Source organism: Methyloradius palustris, assembly GCF_019703875.1.
GTDB lineage: Bacteria > Pseudomonadota > Gammaproteobacteria > Burkholderiales > Methylophilaceae > Methyloradius > Methyloradius palustris.
Genome location: NZ_AP024110.1, coordinates 1,017,350 through 1,035,734 on the forward strand (window position 1 = coordinate 1,017,350; position 18,385 = coordinate 1,035,734).

At 47.0% G+C, this 18,385-nt stretch carries 14 protein-coding genes, 1 tRNA gene and 1 riboswitch; of the genes, 3 read left to right on the forward strand and 12 right to left on the reverse strand.

From position 1 onward, the window contains the following. Positions 1-17 precede the first annotated feature (17 nt). The 6 genes from ZMTM_RS04995 to ZMTM_RS05015 all read right to left on the reverse strand — a co-directional run bounded on the left by ZMTM_RS04995 (position 18) and on the right by ZMTM_RS05015 (position 4,913). Positions 18-542: a peroxiredoxin gene (locus tag ZMTM_RS04995; RefSeq protein ID WP_221765208.1), complete on the reverse strand. Its 525-nt coding sequence runs from the start codon at positions 540-542 to the stop codon at positions 18-20. A 117-nt stretch (positions 543-659) separates the two neighbouring features. Continuing rightward, the gene (locus ZMTM_RS05000) at positions 660-2,156 is read right to left on the reverse strand and encodes a PepSY domain-containing protein (protein WP_221765209.1); all 1,497 of its coding nucleotides are present in this window, start codon (positions 2,154-2,156) and stop codon (positions 660-662) included. A gap of 7 nt (positions 2,157-2,163) precedes the next feature. Further along, positions 2,164-2,589 carry a TonB-dependent receptor gene (locus ZMTM_RS13505; RefSeq protein ID WP_264081919.1) on the reverse strand — a complete coding sequence of 142 codons (426 nt, stop codon included), beginning with the start codon at positions 2,587-2,589 and terminating at the stop codon, positions 2,164-2,166. Next, positions 2,586-4,286, reverse strand: a complete 1,701-nt coding sequence (locus ZMTM_RS05005; RefSeq protein WP_264081920.1) for a TonB-dependent receptor family protein — start codon at positions 4,284-4,286, stop codon at positions 2,586-2,588. The genes ZMTM_RS13505 and ZMTM_RS05005 overlap by 4 nt, the downstream gene beginning before the upstream one ends. Before the next feature lie 97 nt (positions 4,287-4,383). Further along, positions 4,384-4,788, reverse strand: a complete 405-nt coding sequence (locus ZMTM_RS05010; protein WP_221765210.1) for a DUF2946 domain-containing protein — start codon at positions 4,786-4,788, stop codon at positions 4,384-4,386. Between the two features lie 50 nt (positions 4,789-4,838). Next, a tRNA-Arg gene (locus tag ZMTM_RS05015) sits at positions 4,839-4,913 on the reverse strand. Positions 4,914-5,014: 101 nt separating this feature from the next. Here ZMTM_RS05015 and ZMTM_RS05020 point away from each other — a divergent pair. Together ZMTM_RS05020 and crcB are read left to right on the forward strand one after the other, a co-directional pair. Next, positions 5,015-5,530 (forward strand): DUF1993 domain-containing protein, encoded by a 516-nt coding sequence (locus tag ZMTM_RS05020; protein ID WP_221765211.1) that lies wholly within the window; start codon positions 5,015-5,017, stop codon positions 5,528-5,530. Between the two features lie 54 nt (positions 5,531-5,584). Then, positions 5,585-5,656: riboswitch (Fluoride riboswitch) on the forward strand. 81 nt (positions 5,657-5,737) lie between these two features. Next, complete coding sequence (gene crcB / locus ZMTM_RS05025) at positions 5,738-6,121, forward strand: fluoride efflux transporter CrcB (protein WP_221765212.1); 384 nt, start codon at positions 5,738-5,740, stop codon at positions 6,119-6,121. Between the two features lie 26 nt (positions 6,122-6,147). Here crcB and ZMTM_RS05030 read toward each other — a convergent pair whose 3' ends face one another. After that, positions 6,148-8,964 (reverse strand): bifunctional diguanylate cyclase/phosphodiesterase, encoded by a 2,817-nt coding sequence (locus ZMTM_RS05030; RefSeq protein ID WP_225907104.1) that lies wholly within the window; start codon positions 8,962-8,964, stop codon positions 6,148-6,150. Between the two features lie 111 nt (positions 8,965-9,075). On the opposite strand from ZMTM_RS05030, the gene ZMTM_RS05035 reads away from it, so the two are divergent. Beyond that, entirely contained in the window at positions 9,076-10,029 is a 954-nt protein-coding gene (locus ZMTM_RS05035; RefSeq protein WP_221765213.1) for a DUF808 domain-containing protein, read from the forward strand. 41 nt (positions 10,030-10,070) lie between these two features. Here ZMTM_RS05035 and ZMTM_RS05040 read toward each other — a convergent pair whose 3' ends face one another. The 5 genes from ZMTM_RS05040 to ZMTM_RS05060 all read right to left on the reverse strand — a co-directional run bounded on the left by ZMTM_RS05040 (position 10,071) and on the right by ZMTM_RS05060 (position 18,303). Beyond that, positions 10,071-11,654, reverse strand: coding sequence for a protein adenylyltransferase SelO (locus ZMTM_RS05040; protein WP_221765214.1), 1,584 nt, complete (start codon positions 11,652-11,654; stop codon positions 10,071-10,073). Positions 11,655-11,663: 9 nt separating this feature from the next. Further along, positions 11,664-14,999 carry an EAL domain-containing protein gene (locus tag ZMTM_RS05045; protein WP_221765215.1) on the reverse strand — a complete coding sequence of 1,112 codons (3,336 nt, stop codon included), beginning with the start codon at positions 14,997-14,999 and terminating at the stop codon, positions 11,664-11,666. A gap of 195 nt (positions 15,000-15,194) precedes the next feature. After that, positions 15,195-15,710, reverse strand: coding sequence for a TIGR00645 family protein (locus ZMTM_RS05050; RefSeq protein WP_225907105.1), 516 nt, complete (start codon positions 15,708-15,710; stop codon positions 15,195-15,197). A gap of 113 nt (positions 15,711-15,823) precedes the next feature. Next, positions 15,824-16,282: an Hsp20 family protein gene (locus ZMTM_RS05055; RefSeq protein ID WP_221765216.1), complete on the reverse strand. Its 459-nt coding sequence runs from the start codon at positions 16,280-16,282 to the stop codon at positions 15,824-15,826. A gap of 113 nt (positions 16,283-16,395) precedes the next feature. Continuing rightward, positions 16,396-18,303 (reverse strand): ATP-binding cassette domain-containing protein, encoded by a 1,908-nt coding sequence (locus ZMTM_RS05060; protein ID WP_221765217.1) that lies wholly within the window; start codon positions 18,301-18,303, stop codon positions 16,396-16,398. Positions 18,304-18,385 lie beyond the last annotated feature (82 nt).

Here is an 18,385-nt window from a genome sequence, read left to right on the forward strand (position 1 = left end):
ATTGAGTAGGGTGCGATTTATATCAGTTTTTTCAAGTCGTCGATAATTTCTTGCGAATGGCGTGAAGTGTCTACGCTTTGGTAGATTTTAGCAATATTACCCTTGGGATCGATCAAAAAAGTATAGCGTTTTGCAATCTTGAATAAGCCTAGGTTGGTCAATGCGCCATAACTATCCGCGACTTTGCCATCAGCATCCGCCAGTAAAGGGAATGGCAGGCTATATTTTTTGGCAAAGGCAGCATGTGAGTCACTGGTATCTACACTGATGCCAATCACCTGAGCCCCCAGTTTATCCAGTTGCGACATATCATCCCTGAAACTGCAGGCTTCTTTTGTGCAACCTGGCGTATCGTCTTTGGGGTAAAAATAGAGCACGACCCATTTGCCTTGGTAATCCGAAAGTTGGTGGGGCTGTGCCTTTGCATCCTCCAGTTTAAATCCAGGCGCTGGCTGACCTATCTTTGGCACGTCAGCCGCGATAGCAACCGACTGCATCAACATTAGTAAGCTGGATAAGAGTGTGACTAATCTTAATTTCATGGTGACTCCGTTGAATGTTACTAAATCATATCGCTTATAAGCAGCACAGATGCTCGTTGTATAGAGCAGTATATTTGAGCAGCGTTCCATAATAATAAGGTTTGGGCAGAATCACCTTTAGCGAGTGGAAGATGCTGGCCATTTTCTTGTAAATAGCCAGATGCCTAAAAATGCAGTGCAAAGATTACCCAAGACAAACAGTGCCACCAGAATATCGCGGAAATCTTTGTTGTAATTGGCAAACTCCCATTTGTGTAAATAAGCGAAACTCCAGCCTTCAGTGGCATCAATATCCGTGATTTTTGCTGCAAGTGCGCCAGTCTCTGGCTCAATATAGAGGCGCAAGTGATCTTTGTTTTTAAACTGTACCTTGATCACTGGCAATCGCTTGAATACAAAGCCATATTCGCCACCAAACTGGCTAACGACTGAAGTGGCGGTGATGTCGTCGATTGGTAATTGTGCATAATGTGTGGCTTGCACTTTTGCCAGTTTGATGAGGTCCGGTGCTGCCTCGCTACTGCCATTTGCATTGATCAGCAAGCTTGAAGATGGCTCTTGTGCTGGTGTTGCATGGTGGTGCTCATGCGACATCATCGCGACTTGTGCCATTGGTGCATCAGTATCTTTGGCCAACATCCAGAGCGGGGTTTCACTTTCACTGATCAAGCGTAGTCGTGACATCGTTTGCGCGCTGAGTTCTGACCATACCTGGTCAGAGAGCTGCTCCACATCGACCAACTTGAGCGCTAAATCAGGCGCTGTTTGCCGAGCTTGCTGAAAACTCATGATGAGGTGAAATAGCCCGCTGCCAGCAAATAGCAGTGTGGATGTTGCCACCAGTAGCCCGATGCGCTTGTGCCATCGCCGCGCGGGTTGATTGGCCAGCCTGTTTGCAGCATAGCGGCCACGTTTCACATACAGTATGAGTCCAGAAATGCCCGAGCTGATTGCGATTACTAGCACAAACGTCATTAACGACACTTGCAGGCGCGGCGTACTATCAAGAAATGACCAGTTGTGGCCAAATCGAAATACTTTAGTCAGTTGGTAACGCCAGTCGTTGGAGAGCGTTGCCAAGCGCGCCTGGTCCGTATCAATAAATGCCCGCAAGTGGTCGCTACCAGCAAACTCGATTCGCCAGACAGGCAATAAGCGATTGACCTCTGGATATTCATCACTGAACTGGTTGATGAGGCTGCTGTTTGTCACTGCCAGTCTATTGCGCCCGCTGTAATGGCTGGCGAGATATTCAGCATATAAGCGGTCACCATCCTTAAGCTCCCTTCCATTAGCACTATCAAAATAGCGAGCGGGCAGGCTTGCGTCTGTGGAGACTCTAAACAATTGCTGGCCATCATATTCAATCAGGCTCACACCTGAAACGAATGGAATGTGATGCATGGCCAGCAATTTAACAGGGCTTAGGCTATGACTCAGATCCAGGTGCTGTGGGGGCGGCGTAAATTGTGCAGGCACTGGCTGCAGCCTTGTCATGATGGGGTGTGATAACCCAGATAACCCCCAGAGTAAGAGACCAATACAGGTGATTAACCCTAGCCAGCGATGCCAGAAAAGCCAGCCAGTTTTTTTAAATAGATTTATTTGCATCATTTCCCCATTAGTAGCGGTATTGCACACCGGCATACACAGAAACTCCATCACCCGGATAAAACGGGCGATCTGACGTGGGGTCGTAAACTTTGAGTACATCAGTGCCCGCTGCATATTTCTTATTGGCAAGGTTGCGGCCTTCCACAAACCAAGATAAATGCTCGTCATACTGCTGACCGACTTTCAGGCCAACAATGGTGTATGAGTCCACATATAGCGTTTGGGCAAAATCTACAGCATAGCTTTGTGGTGACACCTCAAACGTAGGGCCTGCGTAAAAGCCATTGTTCCGGTAAAGCAACTCACCGCGTAATAGCGTGCGCTGTATGCCTGGTAGATGGTTATTGCCAAATGTCGGATCATTTTCCAGCCTGAAATCATTCAACAACAAGCTGTGGCGCCATACAAGATGTTGCGGCAGGCGGGCTGTCATGCCCATCTCAAGCCCATCTCAAGCCCTGTATGGATGGTATTGCCAGCATTGATGGTGTCAGTAACGCCTGGTGTTGGCGAGACGCCTAATAGCTCGTTTTGTAACCTGGCATGGTAAACAGCAACATCCCAATCTACATACTGGCTATTGCCACGGCTACCGATTTCATAAGTGGTGCCTTTTTGTGCTTTCAGGGTTTTGGCCATGGCAGGTGTGGTCAAGTCACCAAAGTCAGGCGGGGCAAAACTACGCGAGACATTGGCAAATAGCTGGATTTTAGGCTGTAACTGATACAGCACGCCAAGCTTTGGATTGGTTTGCGTATAGGTTTGGCTGTAGCTTTCATCACCAGTGCTGGTAATGAACAAATCCTTGGTTTCGCGTTTTGAGCGTGCGTATTGCAAGCCCGCAATCAAGGTTAAATCTGATGTCAGCGACAAGCGATCTTCTGTGTACATTTCAATATTCGAGGCGGTTTGTGCGTAATGATTAGTCAGCGCGCCGCGTTGCCCCTGAATATTCCTGAAGCGCTTATCGTCGGTTTCACCATAAGTCGGGCTGATACCAGCGATGATTTCGTTCTTCAGGCCGAATAGCGTGTTCTGGTGTTTAAGTCGCGCGGTCAAGCCGTAATCATCGTTATGCTGGTCGATTACACCAACAGTGCTGGTGATAAACGGGCTGTAATAAAACAAATCGACAATGGGGTGGTACAAGTCTTTATTGGCGTAATACGCGCCAAGCTCAAGCGTCGTGTTGTCGAACTTGAACGTGGTTTTGTTAGCGATGCGCCACAAGTCTATATTACGTTTCCACTGGCCTGTGCCTTGCAGCGCAGGATCAAAAGGGTTTGCTTGATACTGCGATTGACGTGGATTTTGCTGCAACTCGGCCTTGGTAAGTTGCCCTGGCAGATCCGAGTCGTTGGTCACATAGCCTAAGTAAAAACGTGTTTCTGCATTGTCATTGATTTTGTAGCCCAGATTAGCATTCAGGCGCTGCGCCGATTGGTCTGCGTTATGGCGAAAACCGTTCTGACCACCGCTGGATGCACTCACGTAATAATCAAGCGCATCGACCACGCCTGCGGTGCTCAAGCCTAGCTTGTAATAACCAAAGCTACCCGCTTCGGTGCGCACTTCAAACTTTGGCGCCGTATAGCCAGTGGGCGAAATGAAATTGATCGCGCCACCCAGATTGCTCGCACCGTACTGCAGGGCGTTGGCACCACGGAATACTTCTACATATTGCGTAGAGAGCGGGTCAATTGAAGGGAAATCAAAGCTGCCATCGGCCTGATTCACGGGGATGCCATCTTGCATGAGCTTGATACCGAGACCGTGGAAGTTACGCTGCAAGCCTGAGCCACGAATCGAGAGTCTGCTCTCTTCAGTACCAAACCGTGATTGAATAAACACGCCAGGTGCCAGCCCTAATGTGTCAGTGAAGGTGGATACGCGGCCTTCGCGGTACTGTTCTGCATCTACTACGGTGACACCCCCAGCAGTTTTGTTGATTTCTTTAACTGCTTTTTTAATGTCAGGTTGTGTGATCGAAGAGGGAGCCGGCAAATATTGGTCGGTCACATTCACCACTGGTAACACTAATGCTTCGTTATTATTTGTTTCTGCCGCACAAACCTGATGCGTGAATGTTGCAGCAACAGCCGCGCACAGCATATGGATTTTGAATTGCATGGTATTTCTCCAAAACTACAGTTGGAGAAGGTGTGATATTCATCATCACCTGCTCCCGATTAGATTAAGCCAGCGTTAATCACTGGCGAATTGATAATCAGGAGAAAACAGGCGGTGCGCGGGGGTTAGATGATGCCCAAACGAATAACTTGCCTGGGGCATGGTAGAAAAGATATGGCAGGGAATACGATAAATCAAGGTCTGGCAGATTAAGCGCAAGCTGATGTGTCATGCCAAATGAACCCGCATGATTCAAGCAATAACCGCAGTCTTCCATGCTCATGGGGCGGGAGTCATCTGATTTATTACTGCCCTGTTTATTTGAGGCATCAATCAGATTGAGGGGGGTGGTATTGGATTGACTACAGATTTTGAGCCATGGCACTTGGTTGCCATGTGCGACTGCAGTTGCATGTGAAATGGCAGGTGCAAGCGCGTTTAACAAAATAGTCAGGCATGCGAATAACGCAATGGCACGACGTTTTTGTCTAAAAATTCTCATGCCCAGAGCATAACAACTAATGAGAGGCGGTTCAATTTGAATTTTTTGAATGGTGTCCCCGTCAGGACTCGAACCTGAAACTGACCCTTAGGAGGGGCCGGTGATATCCGTTTCACCACGAGGACAGCCAGATGGTATTCTACCGTTTATGCCAAGTTTACGAAACGACTGGCTTTAGAAGCTAGCAATGACAGGCTTTTTCATTCATATTTTAAAAGAGTAAATCATGACCAATCAATTGACCATGTACCAAGCATCAGTGCCTGTGTTCATCAAAATGCTGAACAATCTATCTGCGATTATCACTAAGGCTACAGCACACGCTGAGGCCAAGAAAATCGAGCAGTCGGTATTCATCAATGCCAGGCTATCGCCTGATATGTTTGCATTTGCGCGACAGGTGCAAATTGCCACAGATACTGCTAAGGGTTGTGTTGCCAGATTAGCGGGAAATGAGGTGCCGAATTACGCTGATACTGAGACTACATTTCAAGAGCTGCAAGACCGCATTCATACCACTGTAGCGTATCTGCAGAGCTTTAAGCCCGAACAGATTGATGGCAGTGAAGACAATACCATTACGCTTAAATTGCGCGGCAACCCCGTGGTTTTTACAGGTAAGAATAATTTGTTAGGTTTTGCACTACCTAATTTTTTATTCCATGTTACGACTGCATACGCGATATTGCGACACAATGGTGTGGATATAGGTAAGCCAGATTTCCTTGGAAACCTCACTTAACTTAGGCCTTAATATTCAGGCTTGATAGCAAAAGCTGTTTTGTTTTAAAATTGATTCAGCACAGGAAATGGCATGCTTCCTGATATAAACCGCTGTGCTCCAGCAGCTAATGATGCCTACGTGAACCCGATTCGGGCGCGTAGGCTTGCGTCCGAAAAGGTTAACTTTTAAATAGCGTTGATTGTTAACAATTTAAGGACTTCTAACATGCTCTATTCCATTTTTCTGATTTGTTGCGGTGCCTCTGTTGGCGCATTGATACGCTGGCAGCTCGGCATTCAGTTGAATCCACTATTCGTCAATATTCCCTTGGGTACTTTGATTGCCAACTTAGTTGGTGGCTATCTGATAGGGCTTTCAGTAGGCGCTTTTAGTAGTTTTCAATCAGTGCCGCAAGAGGTGCGTTTGCTTGGGGTGGTTGGGTTTCTTGGTGGGCTAACGACGTTCTCAGGGTTTTCTGCCGAGGTCGTAGTGTTGATTCAGCGTGAGCAGTTATCTTGGGCGCTGGGGCTGGTTTCACTGCATGTCATTGGATCACTCATCATGACATTCCTTGGTATTTTTACTATTCAGTTTTTGCGTGGGGTCTGATTAATTAAGCTGTTAAAAGCAGTGAGTTATCTCACTGCTTTTAACAGCTTTTCAAATTCGTCTGACTTGACTGGCCGCGAGAATAAAAATCCCTGTGCATAGTCACAGCCTGCTGCAAGTAGTAAATCACGCTGGGAAATGGTCTCTACACCTTCAGCAATCACTTTGATATTAAGCTTATGCGCCATCACGATAATTGCCTCGCAGAGGGCAAAATCTTCAGATTCTGCAGTCAGATTACGCACAAACGATTGATCTATTTTTAGGTAATCAATATCGAATTTCTTGAGGTAAGAAAGTGATGAATAGCCTGTGCCAAAGTCGTCTAGCGACACTTGCATGCCAGCATCCCTGAAAGCCAGCAGCTTATCAATAATGTTATTGCTGGCATCCATCAGCAGCCCTTCAGTGATTTCGATGGTGATACTTTGGCCTGGCATGTCTAGCGATGCCAAGTAGTCAAACCAGTTGGCATGGTTCTCATGCATGTCGTAAAACTGCACAGGTGATTTATTGATGCTGATTTGAAATTGTGGATGATATAGTTCGCGCCATATTTTGACTGTTTTTGCCGCCTCTTCAAACACAAACTGGCCAATATCAACAATCAGCCCAGTTTCTTCTGCGATTGGAATAAAGTCTGCTGGGCTGACCAGTCCACGGGTTGGATGTTGCCAACGTACCAGTGCTTCAGCCTTATGTATATCGCCACTCGCTAATTCAACAATCGGTTGGTACACCACAAACAGTTGCTCGTGCGAGAGTGCAGTGCGCAAATCGCTGGTTAGGCGCATACGCGTTTGCGCAGCCTCTTGCATGTAAAGCGTGAAGTAACTATAGCGATTGCGGCCAAGGTTTTTGGCGGCATACATGGCTTGATCCGCGCTCTTTAATAGCGCTTGTATGTTGTCGGCATCGGTTGGGTAGAGCGTCATGCCAATGCTGACTGAAACATAGACTAGCTCACCATCCAGATTAAAAGGCTCTGCTAGCTTCTGCAAAATCTGTTTGGCAACGCGCTCTACGCTGCTAATGTCTTCAAGGTCTCCCAGTACAATGGTGAATTCGTCACCACCAAAGCGCGCCACTGTGTCACTTTCACGTATGCAACCCAGCATACGCTTGGCGGCTTCTTTTAAGAGGTTATCGCCACTTTGGTGGCCGAGCGTGTCATTCACTTCTTTGAAATGGTCAATATCAGTAAACATCACCGCAAGCGGTAAACCTGTACGCTTTGATTTTTTGATCTCTTGCTCAAGTCTATCCATGAGCAACACACGATTTGGCAATCCAGTCAGTACGTCAAACTGGGCAAGCTCCAGTATGCGCATATCAGAAGCTTTTCGATCTGTGATATCAGTGTTAGTCCCCAGAATGCGCAATGGTTTACCATCTGCGTCGCGGCTCATGACCATGCCACGGCCTAATATCCATCGCATGCTGCCATCTTTACACCATGTCCTGTATTCGTGGGTGAACGCGGGCGTTTTGCCTTCCATATGGTCACGCATCATTTGCAATGTTGGTTCTATATCATCAGCATGGACTAGTTTTTTCCAGCTTTCTAAGCCATTGGCGTTATCTTCATGCGGGTAGCCCAGCATCTCGTTCCAGCGTTTCGAGAGAAAGAGTTCTCCATTTTGCATATCCCAATCCCAGACCGCATCACCTGACCCCTCAAGTGCATATTTCCAGCGCTCTTCACTGAGTCTCAAGCTCTCTGTCATATTTTTAGCAATGTTAATTGCTCGTACTCGACTGGTGGCGAGTATCCAGGTCAGTGTGGCTAGCAACAGACTAAATAGGGCCCCTGTAATGGCTATAAAACGGGGCTCATTTTTCTGAACACGTGCTTCAAATGCAGGTAGTGAGTTAACGATCAGTGTCCAACGATGACCGGATATTTCAATATGCTCAAGCTTTTTCATCAGTGGTACATGAGGTTTTTTATCAGGCGTTTTTGATGCATACATTAAAGTTTGCGCTGATATAGTGTCGCCATCGTATATCTTGACATCAAGATCGTTGCCACGCTCACCGCCTATTCCACTCATCAGGTCATTCATCCTGAACGGTGCATCTACCCAACCAACGATGTTGGCTTGCCGTTCTGCAACATTGGTGTGTATAGCACCTTTTTTATAAAGGGGGAAATACATAATAAAGGCTGGCGTTTCTGGTTCACCTTTGTCTTGCAGTAGCTGCATTTTTCCAGAAATGGTCGCGATATCCTGATTGCGCGCTTTATCCATGCTTTGCCGGATCATTGCTTGAGGATAGGGGTCATAGCCAAGTACAACCTGATTTTTATCTTTAAAGGGTTCCATTTGCGTGATGACGACATAAACATCACGCTTACCTTCGGGGTGAATATTGTATTCAGGAAAGCCTAGGCCACGCATGTGGGTAATATGCTGATCTTTATCAGCATCGTGAACAATCTCTGCTAGCCCCACGCCTTGAATACCAGGGAAGTTGGCATCAAGTTGCAGCGAATCAACATAGTCAGCAAATTCTTCACGTGTGACTTGGTCAGAGGCGCGAATCAGGCCTTGCACACCTCTCAAAACCTGCTCATAGGTGTTCATGCGTTGATTGATACGTACAATCAGGTCTCGTACTCGAAAGTCAAAGCTGGACTCAAGGTAGTGTGTGGCATTGTTTTTAGCAATGAGCCAGCCTGCAAAAGTGAGTGCCAGCAAGATGGAAAGAACGGTGGCAGAGAGTGCGAGAGGTTTTACCCAGCGATCAACTAGATCAGTTTCTAATAATAGCGCATCCGGCAATGTTTGATGACTGCCAGTTTCTCTAACAACATCTATCTTGCCAAGATCGATTGCCATGTTGCCTTTGACGATACATAGAGGGTTGCATGTATGATGCTCACATTCAGTATATGCCAATCAGTAACAGTTTATTAACATGTTTTGAATTTCACTAAATAAGGACTATGTATGGCAGGAGCCAGTTTATTAACCCTGATTGATGATATCGCCAGCGTATTGGACGATATCAGTGTCATGACCAAAGTCGCCGCCAAGAAAACAGCGGGTGTGCTTGGTGACGATTTGGCATTAAATGCACAGCAAGTATCAGGGGTGAACGCTGATAGAGAGTTACCCGTAGTCTGGGCAGTGGCTAAAGGGTCGATTAAAAACAAATGTATTTTAGTGCCAGCTGCATTAGCCATCAGTGTGTTCGCAAATTGGGCTATCACGCCTCTGTTAATGCTGGGTGGCCTATTTCTTTGCTATGAAGGTTTTGAGAAATTAGCCCATACTTTTTTTCATCATCCAACGCCTGCTGAATCAAATAAAAATCATGCTTCAAGCGGTAAGACGGAAGATGTTCTGGCAATTGAACAAGAAAAAATAAAAGGTGCGGTGCGCACAGATTTTATTCTGTCCGCTGAGATTATTACGATTACGCTCGGCACTGTTGCCACGGCTTCATTGTATGACCAAGTGGCAGTCATGGTTGCCGTCGCCATCATCATGACAGTGGGCGTCTATGGCTTGGTTGCAGGCATTGTAAAGTTGGATGATGCAGGTCTTTACCTGCTGCAATTGCCCGGTGAAAGTCGCGTAAGAAAAATTCAACACATACTCGGGCGTGGCATTCTGGGGTTTGCCCCGCGCATGATGAAATCGCTCTCAGTGATTGGCACAGCCGCTATGTTCATGGTGGGCGGCGGCATATTGGCACATGGTTTACATGCAATAGATGTTTGGATTGAGCATGGCGTTAACGTCGTGGTAGCTATGCTGGCGGGTGTTCAATGGTTGGGCGCGGTTGCTACAGCTATTTTGCCAGCAGTGTTGCATGGATTGCTAGGTGTATTAGCTGGGGCATTAGCCTTGTTGTGTGTGACCTTAGTTAGCAAACTTATCAGTAAATTAAGAAGCTAAATTTAAAGCCCCACTCCAAGTTGACTGGAGCGTAACCTACATCAAGAGCTGCAAGAAAGGCTTGAGCAGCCTGCTTTATGCCGTGCCCAATCAGGCCGTTTTTCGCTATAGCGTTCGCGCCCTGGCTGTTCGTCATAAGGTTTGCGCATCACATCCAGTAGTTCAATAATCATGCTGTTATCACCGCTCTCAGCAAGGTCGATGGCTTGCTGTGCCAGGTAATTACGCAGTACATAGCGTGGATTGAATTGGTGCATGCTGGCAATGCGCTCAGCGTTTGGTCTAGCATCTTGGCGCAAGCGCTCAACATAACTTGAAAGCCATGCTGAGAACGCAGGGTGGAACTCGTTATATAAATCCTCACGGTAAAACGCATTTTTCAACGCTTCTGGTGTTGGGTTATCTATATCAATCACTGCAAGGCGGCGGAAGAAATCGGTCATATCCACCTCAGCCTGATACATGAGGCCAAAGATGTCGTTGATTAACGCGCCGTCATTCTCTTGCCATGAGTTAAAGCCAAATTTGCCTGCTAATACGCGCGTCCACTCAGCGTTATAGACCACATCGTAGTGACGCAATCCACTTTCCAGTATTTTGCTATCTACTAACAGAACGCCAATTGCATCGGCTAAACGCTCAAGATTCCAACGCGCGATCTCAGGTTGACGGCCAAAACAGTAACGACGACCTGCAGCATCGGTGGTATTGGGCGTCCAGCCTGGGTCAAAGTTATCTACCCAGCCGTAAGGACCATAATCAATCGTTAGGCCAAGAATCGACATATTGTCGGTATTCATCACGCCGTGTACGAAACCCACCTGCATCCATTTTGCGATCATCTTGGCTGTGCGTTCACAAATTTCAGTAAACCATGCAACAACACATTTTTCTGAGATGGTTTTTGACTCATCTAACAAAGGCTCAGGAAGTACAAGGTCAGGAAAGTCGCGCTGAATGGTAAATACGATTAACTGCTGCAGTAATGCATGGTCGCCACGCGACGCTGGCAATTCAAAATGCCCAAAGCGCGTGAATGAAGGCGCAACGCGGCAGACGATAGCGCCCAGTTCTGCTTTTGGATTGCCATCGTAAAACATGTCGCGGACAACTTGATCTCCCGTCTTAACCAAACTCAATGCGCGCGTGGTTGCTATGCCAAGGTGATGCATGGCCTCGCTACATAAAAACTCGCGCACTGAAGAACGCAATACAGCGCGGCCATCTGCACGGCGAGAGTAGGGCGTGACACCTGCGCCTTTTAGCTGTAATTCCCAGCGCTGGCCTTGTTTATTGACGGTTTCGCCCAGAAAAATCGCACGGCCATCGCCGAGTTGGCCAGCCCAATGCCCAAACTGATGACCACCATAGCAAGTTGCATAGGTCTGCATGCCTGCTAACAAGCCATTACCTGATAATGCTTTGAGCATCTCTGGCGATTGCATTTCAGCATCATCTATGTCAAGTAGCTTGGCCATCTCTGGCGAATAGGCAAGTAATTCTGGGGCGGCTACGGGCGTTGGTGTAACAGCCGACCAGCTAGCACCGACGACTTGCCGTAAGTGATTGTGGGTTTCGCTATCCCCCGGCAGTTCACGCAATAATCGATTGTCGAAATTCAGCATTTAGCTTGGTTAAGCATCCATGTTGTTGAGGAGTAATGCATCAAAGCTACTGGCAATGACTGGCCTTGAGAATAGATAACCTTGGCCGAAATCACAGCCAGCCTGTATCAGTAATTTGCGTTGGTCTTCGGTTTCTATACCTTCGGCAATGACTTTGATCCCCAGTTTATGCGCCATCACAATAATGGCTTCACACAGCGCCATGTCATTAGAGTTCAGCTTCAGGTTGCGTACAAAAGATTGGTCAATTTTCAGGTAATCAATATCAAATTTCTTCAGATAAGAGAGTGATGAATAGCCTGTGCCAAAGTCATCAATCGCTACCTGTATGCCAGCATCGCGATATTGCAGTAATCGAGTAGTGACATCGCTGGCAGCATCCAGTAGCAAACCTTCCGTAATCTCAACCACGATACCTTGGCCGGGCAAATCTAGCTCTATTAGTTGCGCAATCCAGTCAACAGATGTCTCGCCATTATTGCGAAACTGTACCGGTGATTTATTGATGCTAATTTGAAATTCAGGGTCATGCAATGCCCGCCATAGTGCTGCCTGCTTGGCGGCTTCTGCAAATACCCAGTCGCCGATCTCAACTATTAGCCCAGTGTCTTCAGCAATCGGGATAAATTCGGCAGGGCTTATTAGGCCATGTTTGGGGTGTTGCCAGCGTATGAGCGCTTCAGCTTTGAATATATTGCCTGTAGCGAGCTCAACGATAGGCTGGTAATGCAATAAAAGCTCGTTTCTGGCGAGCGCTACCCTTAAATCGTTGGCAAGGCGGATTCTGCTTTGCGCAGACTTTTGCATGTCTGCGGTGAAATAATGAAAGCGATTGCGCCCATTCTCTTTGGCGGCATACATGGCCTGATCAGCATTTTTAAGTAGATTGTCAATGTCAGTCGCATCATCTGGGTAAAAAGTAATACCTATGCTGCCCGATACATAGCTCATGTCATCACTCAACGCAAAAGGCTGTGAAAGACTGTGCAAGATGTTATGAGCGATACGCTCAACGTTGGTATGGTCATGTAAATCAGACAGGATGATGGTGAATTCGTCGCCACCTAACCTGGCTACAGTATCTGATTCGCGTACAGCGTTTTTGATACGTTTTGCTGCTTCAATTAGCAATATATCGCCCATACCATGACCCAGCGTATCGTTCACTTCTTTGAATCTATCCAAGTCGATAAACAGAATAGCCATCGGTAAGCCATCTCGCTGGCTTCTGATAATCTCGTGCTCCATTTTTTCACGGAACAAGCGGCGGTTGGGCAGCTGGGTCAATGTGTCAAAGTTGGCCTGTTGCCAGATGAGTTCTTCTGACTTCTTCTTTTCGGTAATGTCTGAGAACAATGAGACGTAGCGCTCAATATTGCCCTGACTATCATGGATGATGTCGATGCTCATCAATATCAAATACTCTTGACCATTTTTATGGCGGTTCCACAACTCGCCTTTCCAGCGGCCATTGGCTTTTAGTGCTGCATTGATCTTGTCAAAAAAGGCTGCATCGTGCTTACCAGAGCTTAATATGCGGGGATTTTCCCCTAGTGTAATATCTTCCGAGTACCCTGTGATTTCAGTAAAAGCAGCGTTGATGGCAACTATATTTTTGTTGGCATCAGTCACTAGCATGCCCTCGCTTGCATTTTGATAAACCAATGAAGCCAGTTCCAGCTGTTCCTTCGCCAAGGTTTTTTCAATGGCAATGCCTGCCAGGTTTGCGTTTTGCTCAATGAGTTGTATATCAGCCTCTTTGGGCGTGCTGGGCTCATGATGATAAATGGCGAAACTACCCAGCACTTTGCCTGTAGCGCTTTTAATCGGCTCAGACCAGCAAGCCCCTAGATTGGCTTTTTTGCCTATTTCTTTGTAATTTTCCCAATATGGGTGCGTCTGTATGTTTTCAGCAATCACACGCTCGCCTGTGTAACAAGCTGTCCCACAACAACCAACGCCTACCCCAATAGCCAGCCCATCGATTGCCTGAGAGTAAAACGCAGGCAGACTGGGCGCTGCAGCCGTGCGCATATGCAGGCCCGTATGGTCGATCAATATAATGCTGCAGATCATGTCGGGATTTTGCTGTTCTACGCTGTTGACCAATACCTGCAAAATATTATTGAGTGGCGCGCCGTTGGCTAATAGCTCCAAGATGTGATTACGAGCGGTTTCACGCATTTGGGCGCGCCGTTTTTGCGTAATATCCGTATGTGTGCCAACTATACGGGTAGGCTTGCCATCCTCGTTTCTATCGATCACCATGCCGCGTGATAGTACCCAAAGATATTCGCCTGAATTTACTTTTGAGCGGTATTCAGCTTCATATGTGCCTATGTTTCCAGCGACATAATCTTGCATCTTCTGGATTGTATTTTGATAGTCATCGGGGTGAATGAATGCTTTGATCGAATCAACTGGATTTTTGAGTCTACTGCTAGGTATGCCATATTTTTCAGCGAGTTGATTTGAATAGGTCACTTCGTCAATGGCGATGTTCCAATCCCACACCGCATGATCAACCGCTTCAAGGGCAAATCTCCAGCGCTCTTCACGTTTGGCAATACTCATATAGCGATACGCAGTCACGCTAGTCACAATCAATGCCGCGAGTAATAACAACACCATAATGACAATCACTGCCAGATAAGTGGTGCTCAAATAATCGAGTCGTGCTGGCAATGGAATATCACTTTTAATGAAATAGGCTGCTGAAGTGGCGGTGTAATGCATGCCAGAAATAGCCGCCCCCATGATCAGCGCAGCCACTAGATCTCGGCTCTTTGCGAAGTTGCTCAATCTGGCTCTACATTCGAGCGCGATGAATGCCAGTAAGATTGCCACCACAATTGATAAGCTAAATAAATAAGGATTGTAGCTAACATAGCCAGGCAATCGCATGGCTGCCATGCCTGAGTAATGCATGGCACCAATACCAGCACCAAGTAGTGTGCTAGAGCCAAACAGGCTGAGGTTGCTAGAATTCTTTCTGGCGATGAACACTAATGCTACAGCGCTTGCCAAAACCGCAGGAATCATCGAAGCCAGCGTAGTTAAAGGCTCATATGAAACCCCGCAAGGTAACTTTAATGCCAGCATGCCAGTGAAATGCATGGACCACACTGAAATGCCCATCGTGAGGGCACCGACTAATATCCAGAACACTTTAAAGGCTTTGGTTTCAGCAATCTGGATGCGCGGTATGACCTTGAGCGCCATATAGACACCAATGACCGCCACTAAAATAGAGATGCAGACCAATACAGGCTGTATGGATACTGCATATAGTGTCCCAGTGTCGGCTATGTCAGTCGAGAAGTGAACAAAATCAGAAAGCTTCAATACGGCTGGTTCCTAAAGTCATGTATTTCAGGTGTGAGCCCTCTAAAAGCGAGGGTTGAGGCAGGGTGGTGTTGATTAATATAGCAATTAATATGCCGTATCTTTGTATTTAACTAACGGCAGAAGATGACATTTTCTTAAACGAAAATTGGATTACCTGAGTCGTTTTTTAGTTCAGATTGCAGCGTAATCTGATCAATGTTTTTCAATCGACTCGGCAATCTTATCCATCACTGCGAAAAGTACGCCAGAAATAATCAGGGTGAAGTGGATACCTACCATCCAGGCAAGTTGGGTATTCGAAAGCGCTGATGTGCCAATGTCTGATTGATGCATAAACGCCTTGAGCAGATCAATTGCCGAGATAGCCACAATCGACCCAATTAGCTTCATCTTGAGGCCTGAGTAATCCACCTTGCCCATCCAGTCTGGCCTATCTACATGCTGCGCCACATCAATCTTGGAAACAAAGTTCTCATAACCACTAAATATCACCATGATGAGTAGGTTAGCAACCAATGTGATATCAACTAAAGCGAGGATGGACAGCACAACATCACGTTCTGGCGTATCAATGATATGCGTCAGAATATGGAAAAACTCCTGCCCAAACTTGACCAACATAAACAGCAAACCACCTACCAGACCCAGATACATCGGGGCGAGTATCCAGCGACTGCCAAAGATCAGTTTTTCTAAAAGATGTTCCAAGATTTGCTCCGGCTAGTTGATGTGGCTGATGTTGAAAATTAAAAAATGCAAAAATTAAAAGCGGGCAGAACCAAGCTGCCCGCAGATTTTATAGCTTAATTATTAAGTTGTGATTATGCCGCTTGTTGCTGAATGAGGTGCACATTATTACTGTCATCAATCGCAATTTTGCGGGGTTTCAGCGCTTCGGGCACTTCACGCAACAGTTCAATGTGCAGCAAACCTTTATCCAGCTTGGCGCTGAGGACTTTTACATGGTCAGCTAACTGAAAGCTATGCTGAAAGTCTCTGGCCGCAATGCCACGGTGCAGATAAGTAGCGTCATCAGCATCATCTTTCTGCTTACGGCCGACAATTTTCAGCGTTTGCTTTTCGGTTTCAATCTCAATCTCTGAGCGGTCAAAACCAGCCACTGCCATCACAATACGGTATTTATCTTCGCCCAATAACGCAATGTTATAAGGCGGATAGTTGGTTTCATTTTCGCCGCGTTGGGCTTCATTAATCAGTCTTGCCAAACGGTCAAAACCAATAGCAGAGCGGTAGAGTGGACTTAAGTCATAAGTACGCATGATGTATCCTTTCAAAAAATAAGCGATTATCAAAAGTGCGAACCTCAATTGAGCATTCGCTGAAACTTAAAATATGTGCGCTCGCTTATTTTTCAAGAGGATTACAACAAAAATCAGCTATTTTTTTGCAATAACTCTTCCCAGCGCCCCATGAGTTTTGTCACCTTTTCGCTAATTTCATCAAGGCGAGCTTGATATTGTTTCACCTGCGCAGGGGCGTCACGATAGATGTTGCTATCAGTCAGCGAAACGTTGATTTTAGCCTGTTCAGTTTCCAGCACTTCAATCTGGTCTGGCAGCTTTTCCAGTTCCTGCGTTTCTTTAAAGCTTAGCTTTGTCGCAGGTTTACCAACGGATTTGCTGGCTTCAGATTTTTTGGGTTCAGCTTTGGTTTTACTTGCAGCTTCTTCAGCTGCGCGTTGTGTAGTAAAGCGCTGCCAGTCGTCATAGCCGCCACCGAACTCGGTCAACACGCCATTACCTTCAAACGCAATTACCTGTGTGACGGTGTTTTCGAGAAATGCGCGGTCATGGCTGACCAGGAATAGAGTGCCAGCAAACTCTTGCAACAGACTTTCCAGCAATTCCAGTGTGTCAATATCCAAGTCATTGGTTGGTTCATCGAGCACCAGCACATTGGCTGGACGCGCAAACAAACGCGCCAGTAGCAAGCGGTTACGTTCGCCGCCTGACAATGATTTGACTGGTGAACGTGAACGCTGCGGCGGGAACAAAAAGTCTTCCAGATAGCTGATGACATGTTTGCGCTCATTGCCGATCTGCACGAATTCAGAGCCTGGACTGATGGTGTCTGCGAGTGTAGCCTCGTCATCCAGTTGCTCACGCATCTGGTCGAAATAGGCAATATTGAGGTTGGTGCCGCGCTGGATACTGCCGCTATCAGCCTCCAGTTCGCCCAGTATCATTTTTAGCAGCGTTGATTTTCCAATGCCGTTAGGCCCTAACAGGCCGATGCGGTCGCCACGCAGAATGCGGGTGCTAAAGCCATTGATCAGTGTTCTATCACCATACGATTTCCGCACATCTTCAAGCTCGGCTACCAGCTTGCCAGAGCGGTCGCCGCTATCCAGTGTTAGTTTCACATTGCCTTGACGCTCGCGTCTGGCGGCGCGCTCTAGGCGTAGCCTTTCAAGCTGTCTTACGCGGCCTTCGTTACGGGTACGGCGTGCCTTGATACCTTGGCGGATCCAGGCTTCTTCTTGTGCCAGTACCTTATCAAATTTGGCAGCATGCGTAGCTTCGACCGCTAGCAACTCTTCTTTTTTCACCAGGTAATTCGAGTAAGTGCCAACAAAATCGGTCAAGTTGCCGCGATCCAATTCGGTGATGCGGGTAGCCAGTCGATCCAGAAAACGTCGATCATGGGTGATAAACAGCACGCTACCATTGAAGCCTAGCAACAGTTCTTCCAGCCATTCGATGGCTTCTAAGTCCAGATGGTTGGTTGGCTCATCCAGTAACAGCACTTCAGGCTCCGCGACCAGCGCACGACCCAAAGCCACACGTTTGCGCCAACCGCCAGAGAGGCTAGCCACAGGGCTGTCAGCATCAAGCTTGAGGCGCGTTAGTACTGCATCAACACGTGCCTGTGATTGCCAGCCATTCTTGCTATCCAGCTCATGCTGCAAAATTTGCATGCGCTCTAGCAATGCTTCGATGTCGGCATCTGGTTCGCCCATTTGGTGCGATACACTGTGGTAATCCACCAGTATCTGCTGCAATTCGCCCAGACCTTCAGCCACAGCTTCAAATACGGTATGTGTTTCGATTAGCACGGGTTCTTGTGGCACATAAACTACACGAGCAGATGGCGAGCGCCAAAGAGTGCCGTCATCCAGCTTGCTTTCTCCTGCGATAACCTTAAGCAGGCTGGATTTGCCAGCACCATTGCGACCAATCAAGCCTACACGTTCGCCGTTATCGAGCTGGAAGCTGGCATGGTCAAGTAGGGGGTGGTGTCCGTAAGCAAGACTAGCTTGGTCTAATGTAATAAGAGGCATAGCTGCTATTTTAACAGGCTATCTAAGTAGCTAATGAAATCTATGTGACTTTTGCCGGAATGTAGTCTGGATGAATATCGCA

Bases quoted from the DNA above. Each gene is read 5' to 3' on its own strand.
- ZMTM_RS05040 (WP_221765214.1), bottom strand. From the start codon at position 11,654: ATGCTGAATTTCGACAATCGATTATTGCGTGAACTGCCGGGGGATAGC.
- ZMTM_RS05060 (WP_221765217.1), bottom strand. From the start codon at position 18,303: ATGCCTCTTATTACATTAGACCAAGCTAGTCTTGCTTACGGACACCAC.
- ZMTM_RS05000 (WP_221765209.1), bottom strand. From the start codon at position 2,156: ATGATGCAAATAAATCTATTTAAAAAAACTGGCTGGCTTTTCTGGCAT.
- ZMTM_RS05035 (WP_221765213.1), top strand. From the start codon at position 9,076: ATGGCAGGAGCCAGTTTATTAACCCTGATTGATGATATCGCCAGCGTA.
- ZMTM_RS05030 (WP_225907104.1), bottom strand. From the start codon at position 8,964: ATGGCAATCGATCTTGGCAAGATAGATGTTGTTAGAGAAACTGGCAGT.
- ZMTM_RS05055 (WP_221765216.1), bottom strand. From the start codon at position 16,282: ATGCGTACTTATGACTTAAGTCCACTCTACCGCTCTGCTATTGGTTTT.
- ZMTM_RS05020 (WP_221765211.1), top strand. From the start codon at position 5,015: ATGACCAATCAATTGACCATGTACCAAGCATCAGTGCCTGTGTTCATC.
- ZMTM_RS05010 (WP_221765210.1), bottom strand. From the start codon at position 4,788: ATGAGAATTTTTAGACAAAAACGTCGTGCCATTGCGTTATTCGCATGC.
- ZMTM_RS13505 (WP_264081919.1), bottom strand. From the start codon at position 2,589: ATGACAGCCCGCCTGCCGCAACATCTTGTATGGCGCCACAGCTTGTTG.
- ZMTM_RS04995 (WP_221765208.1), bottom strand. From the start codon at position 542: ATGAAATTAAGATTAGTCACACTCTTATCCAGCTTACTAATGTTGATG.
- ZMTM_RS05005 (WP_264081920.1), bottom strand. From the start codon at position 4,286: ATGCAATTCAAAATCCATATGCTGTGCGCGGCTGTTGCTGCAACATTC.
- crcB (WP_221765212.1), top strand. From the start codon at position 5,738: ATGCTCTATTCCATTTTTCTGATTTGTTGCGGTGCCTCTGTTGGCGCA.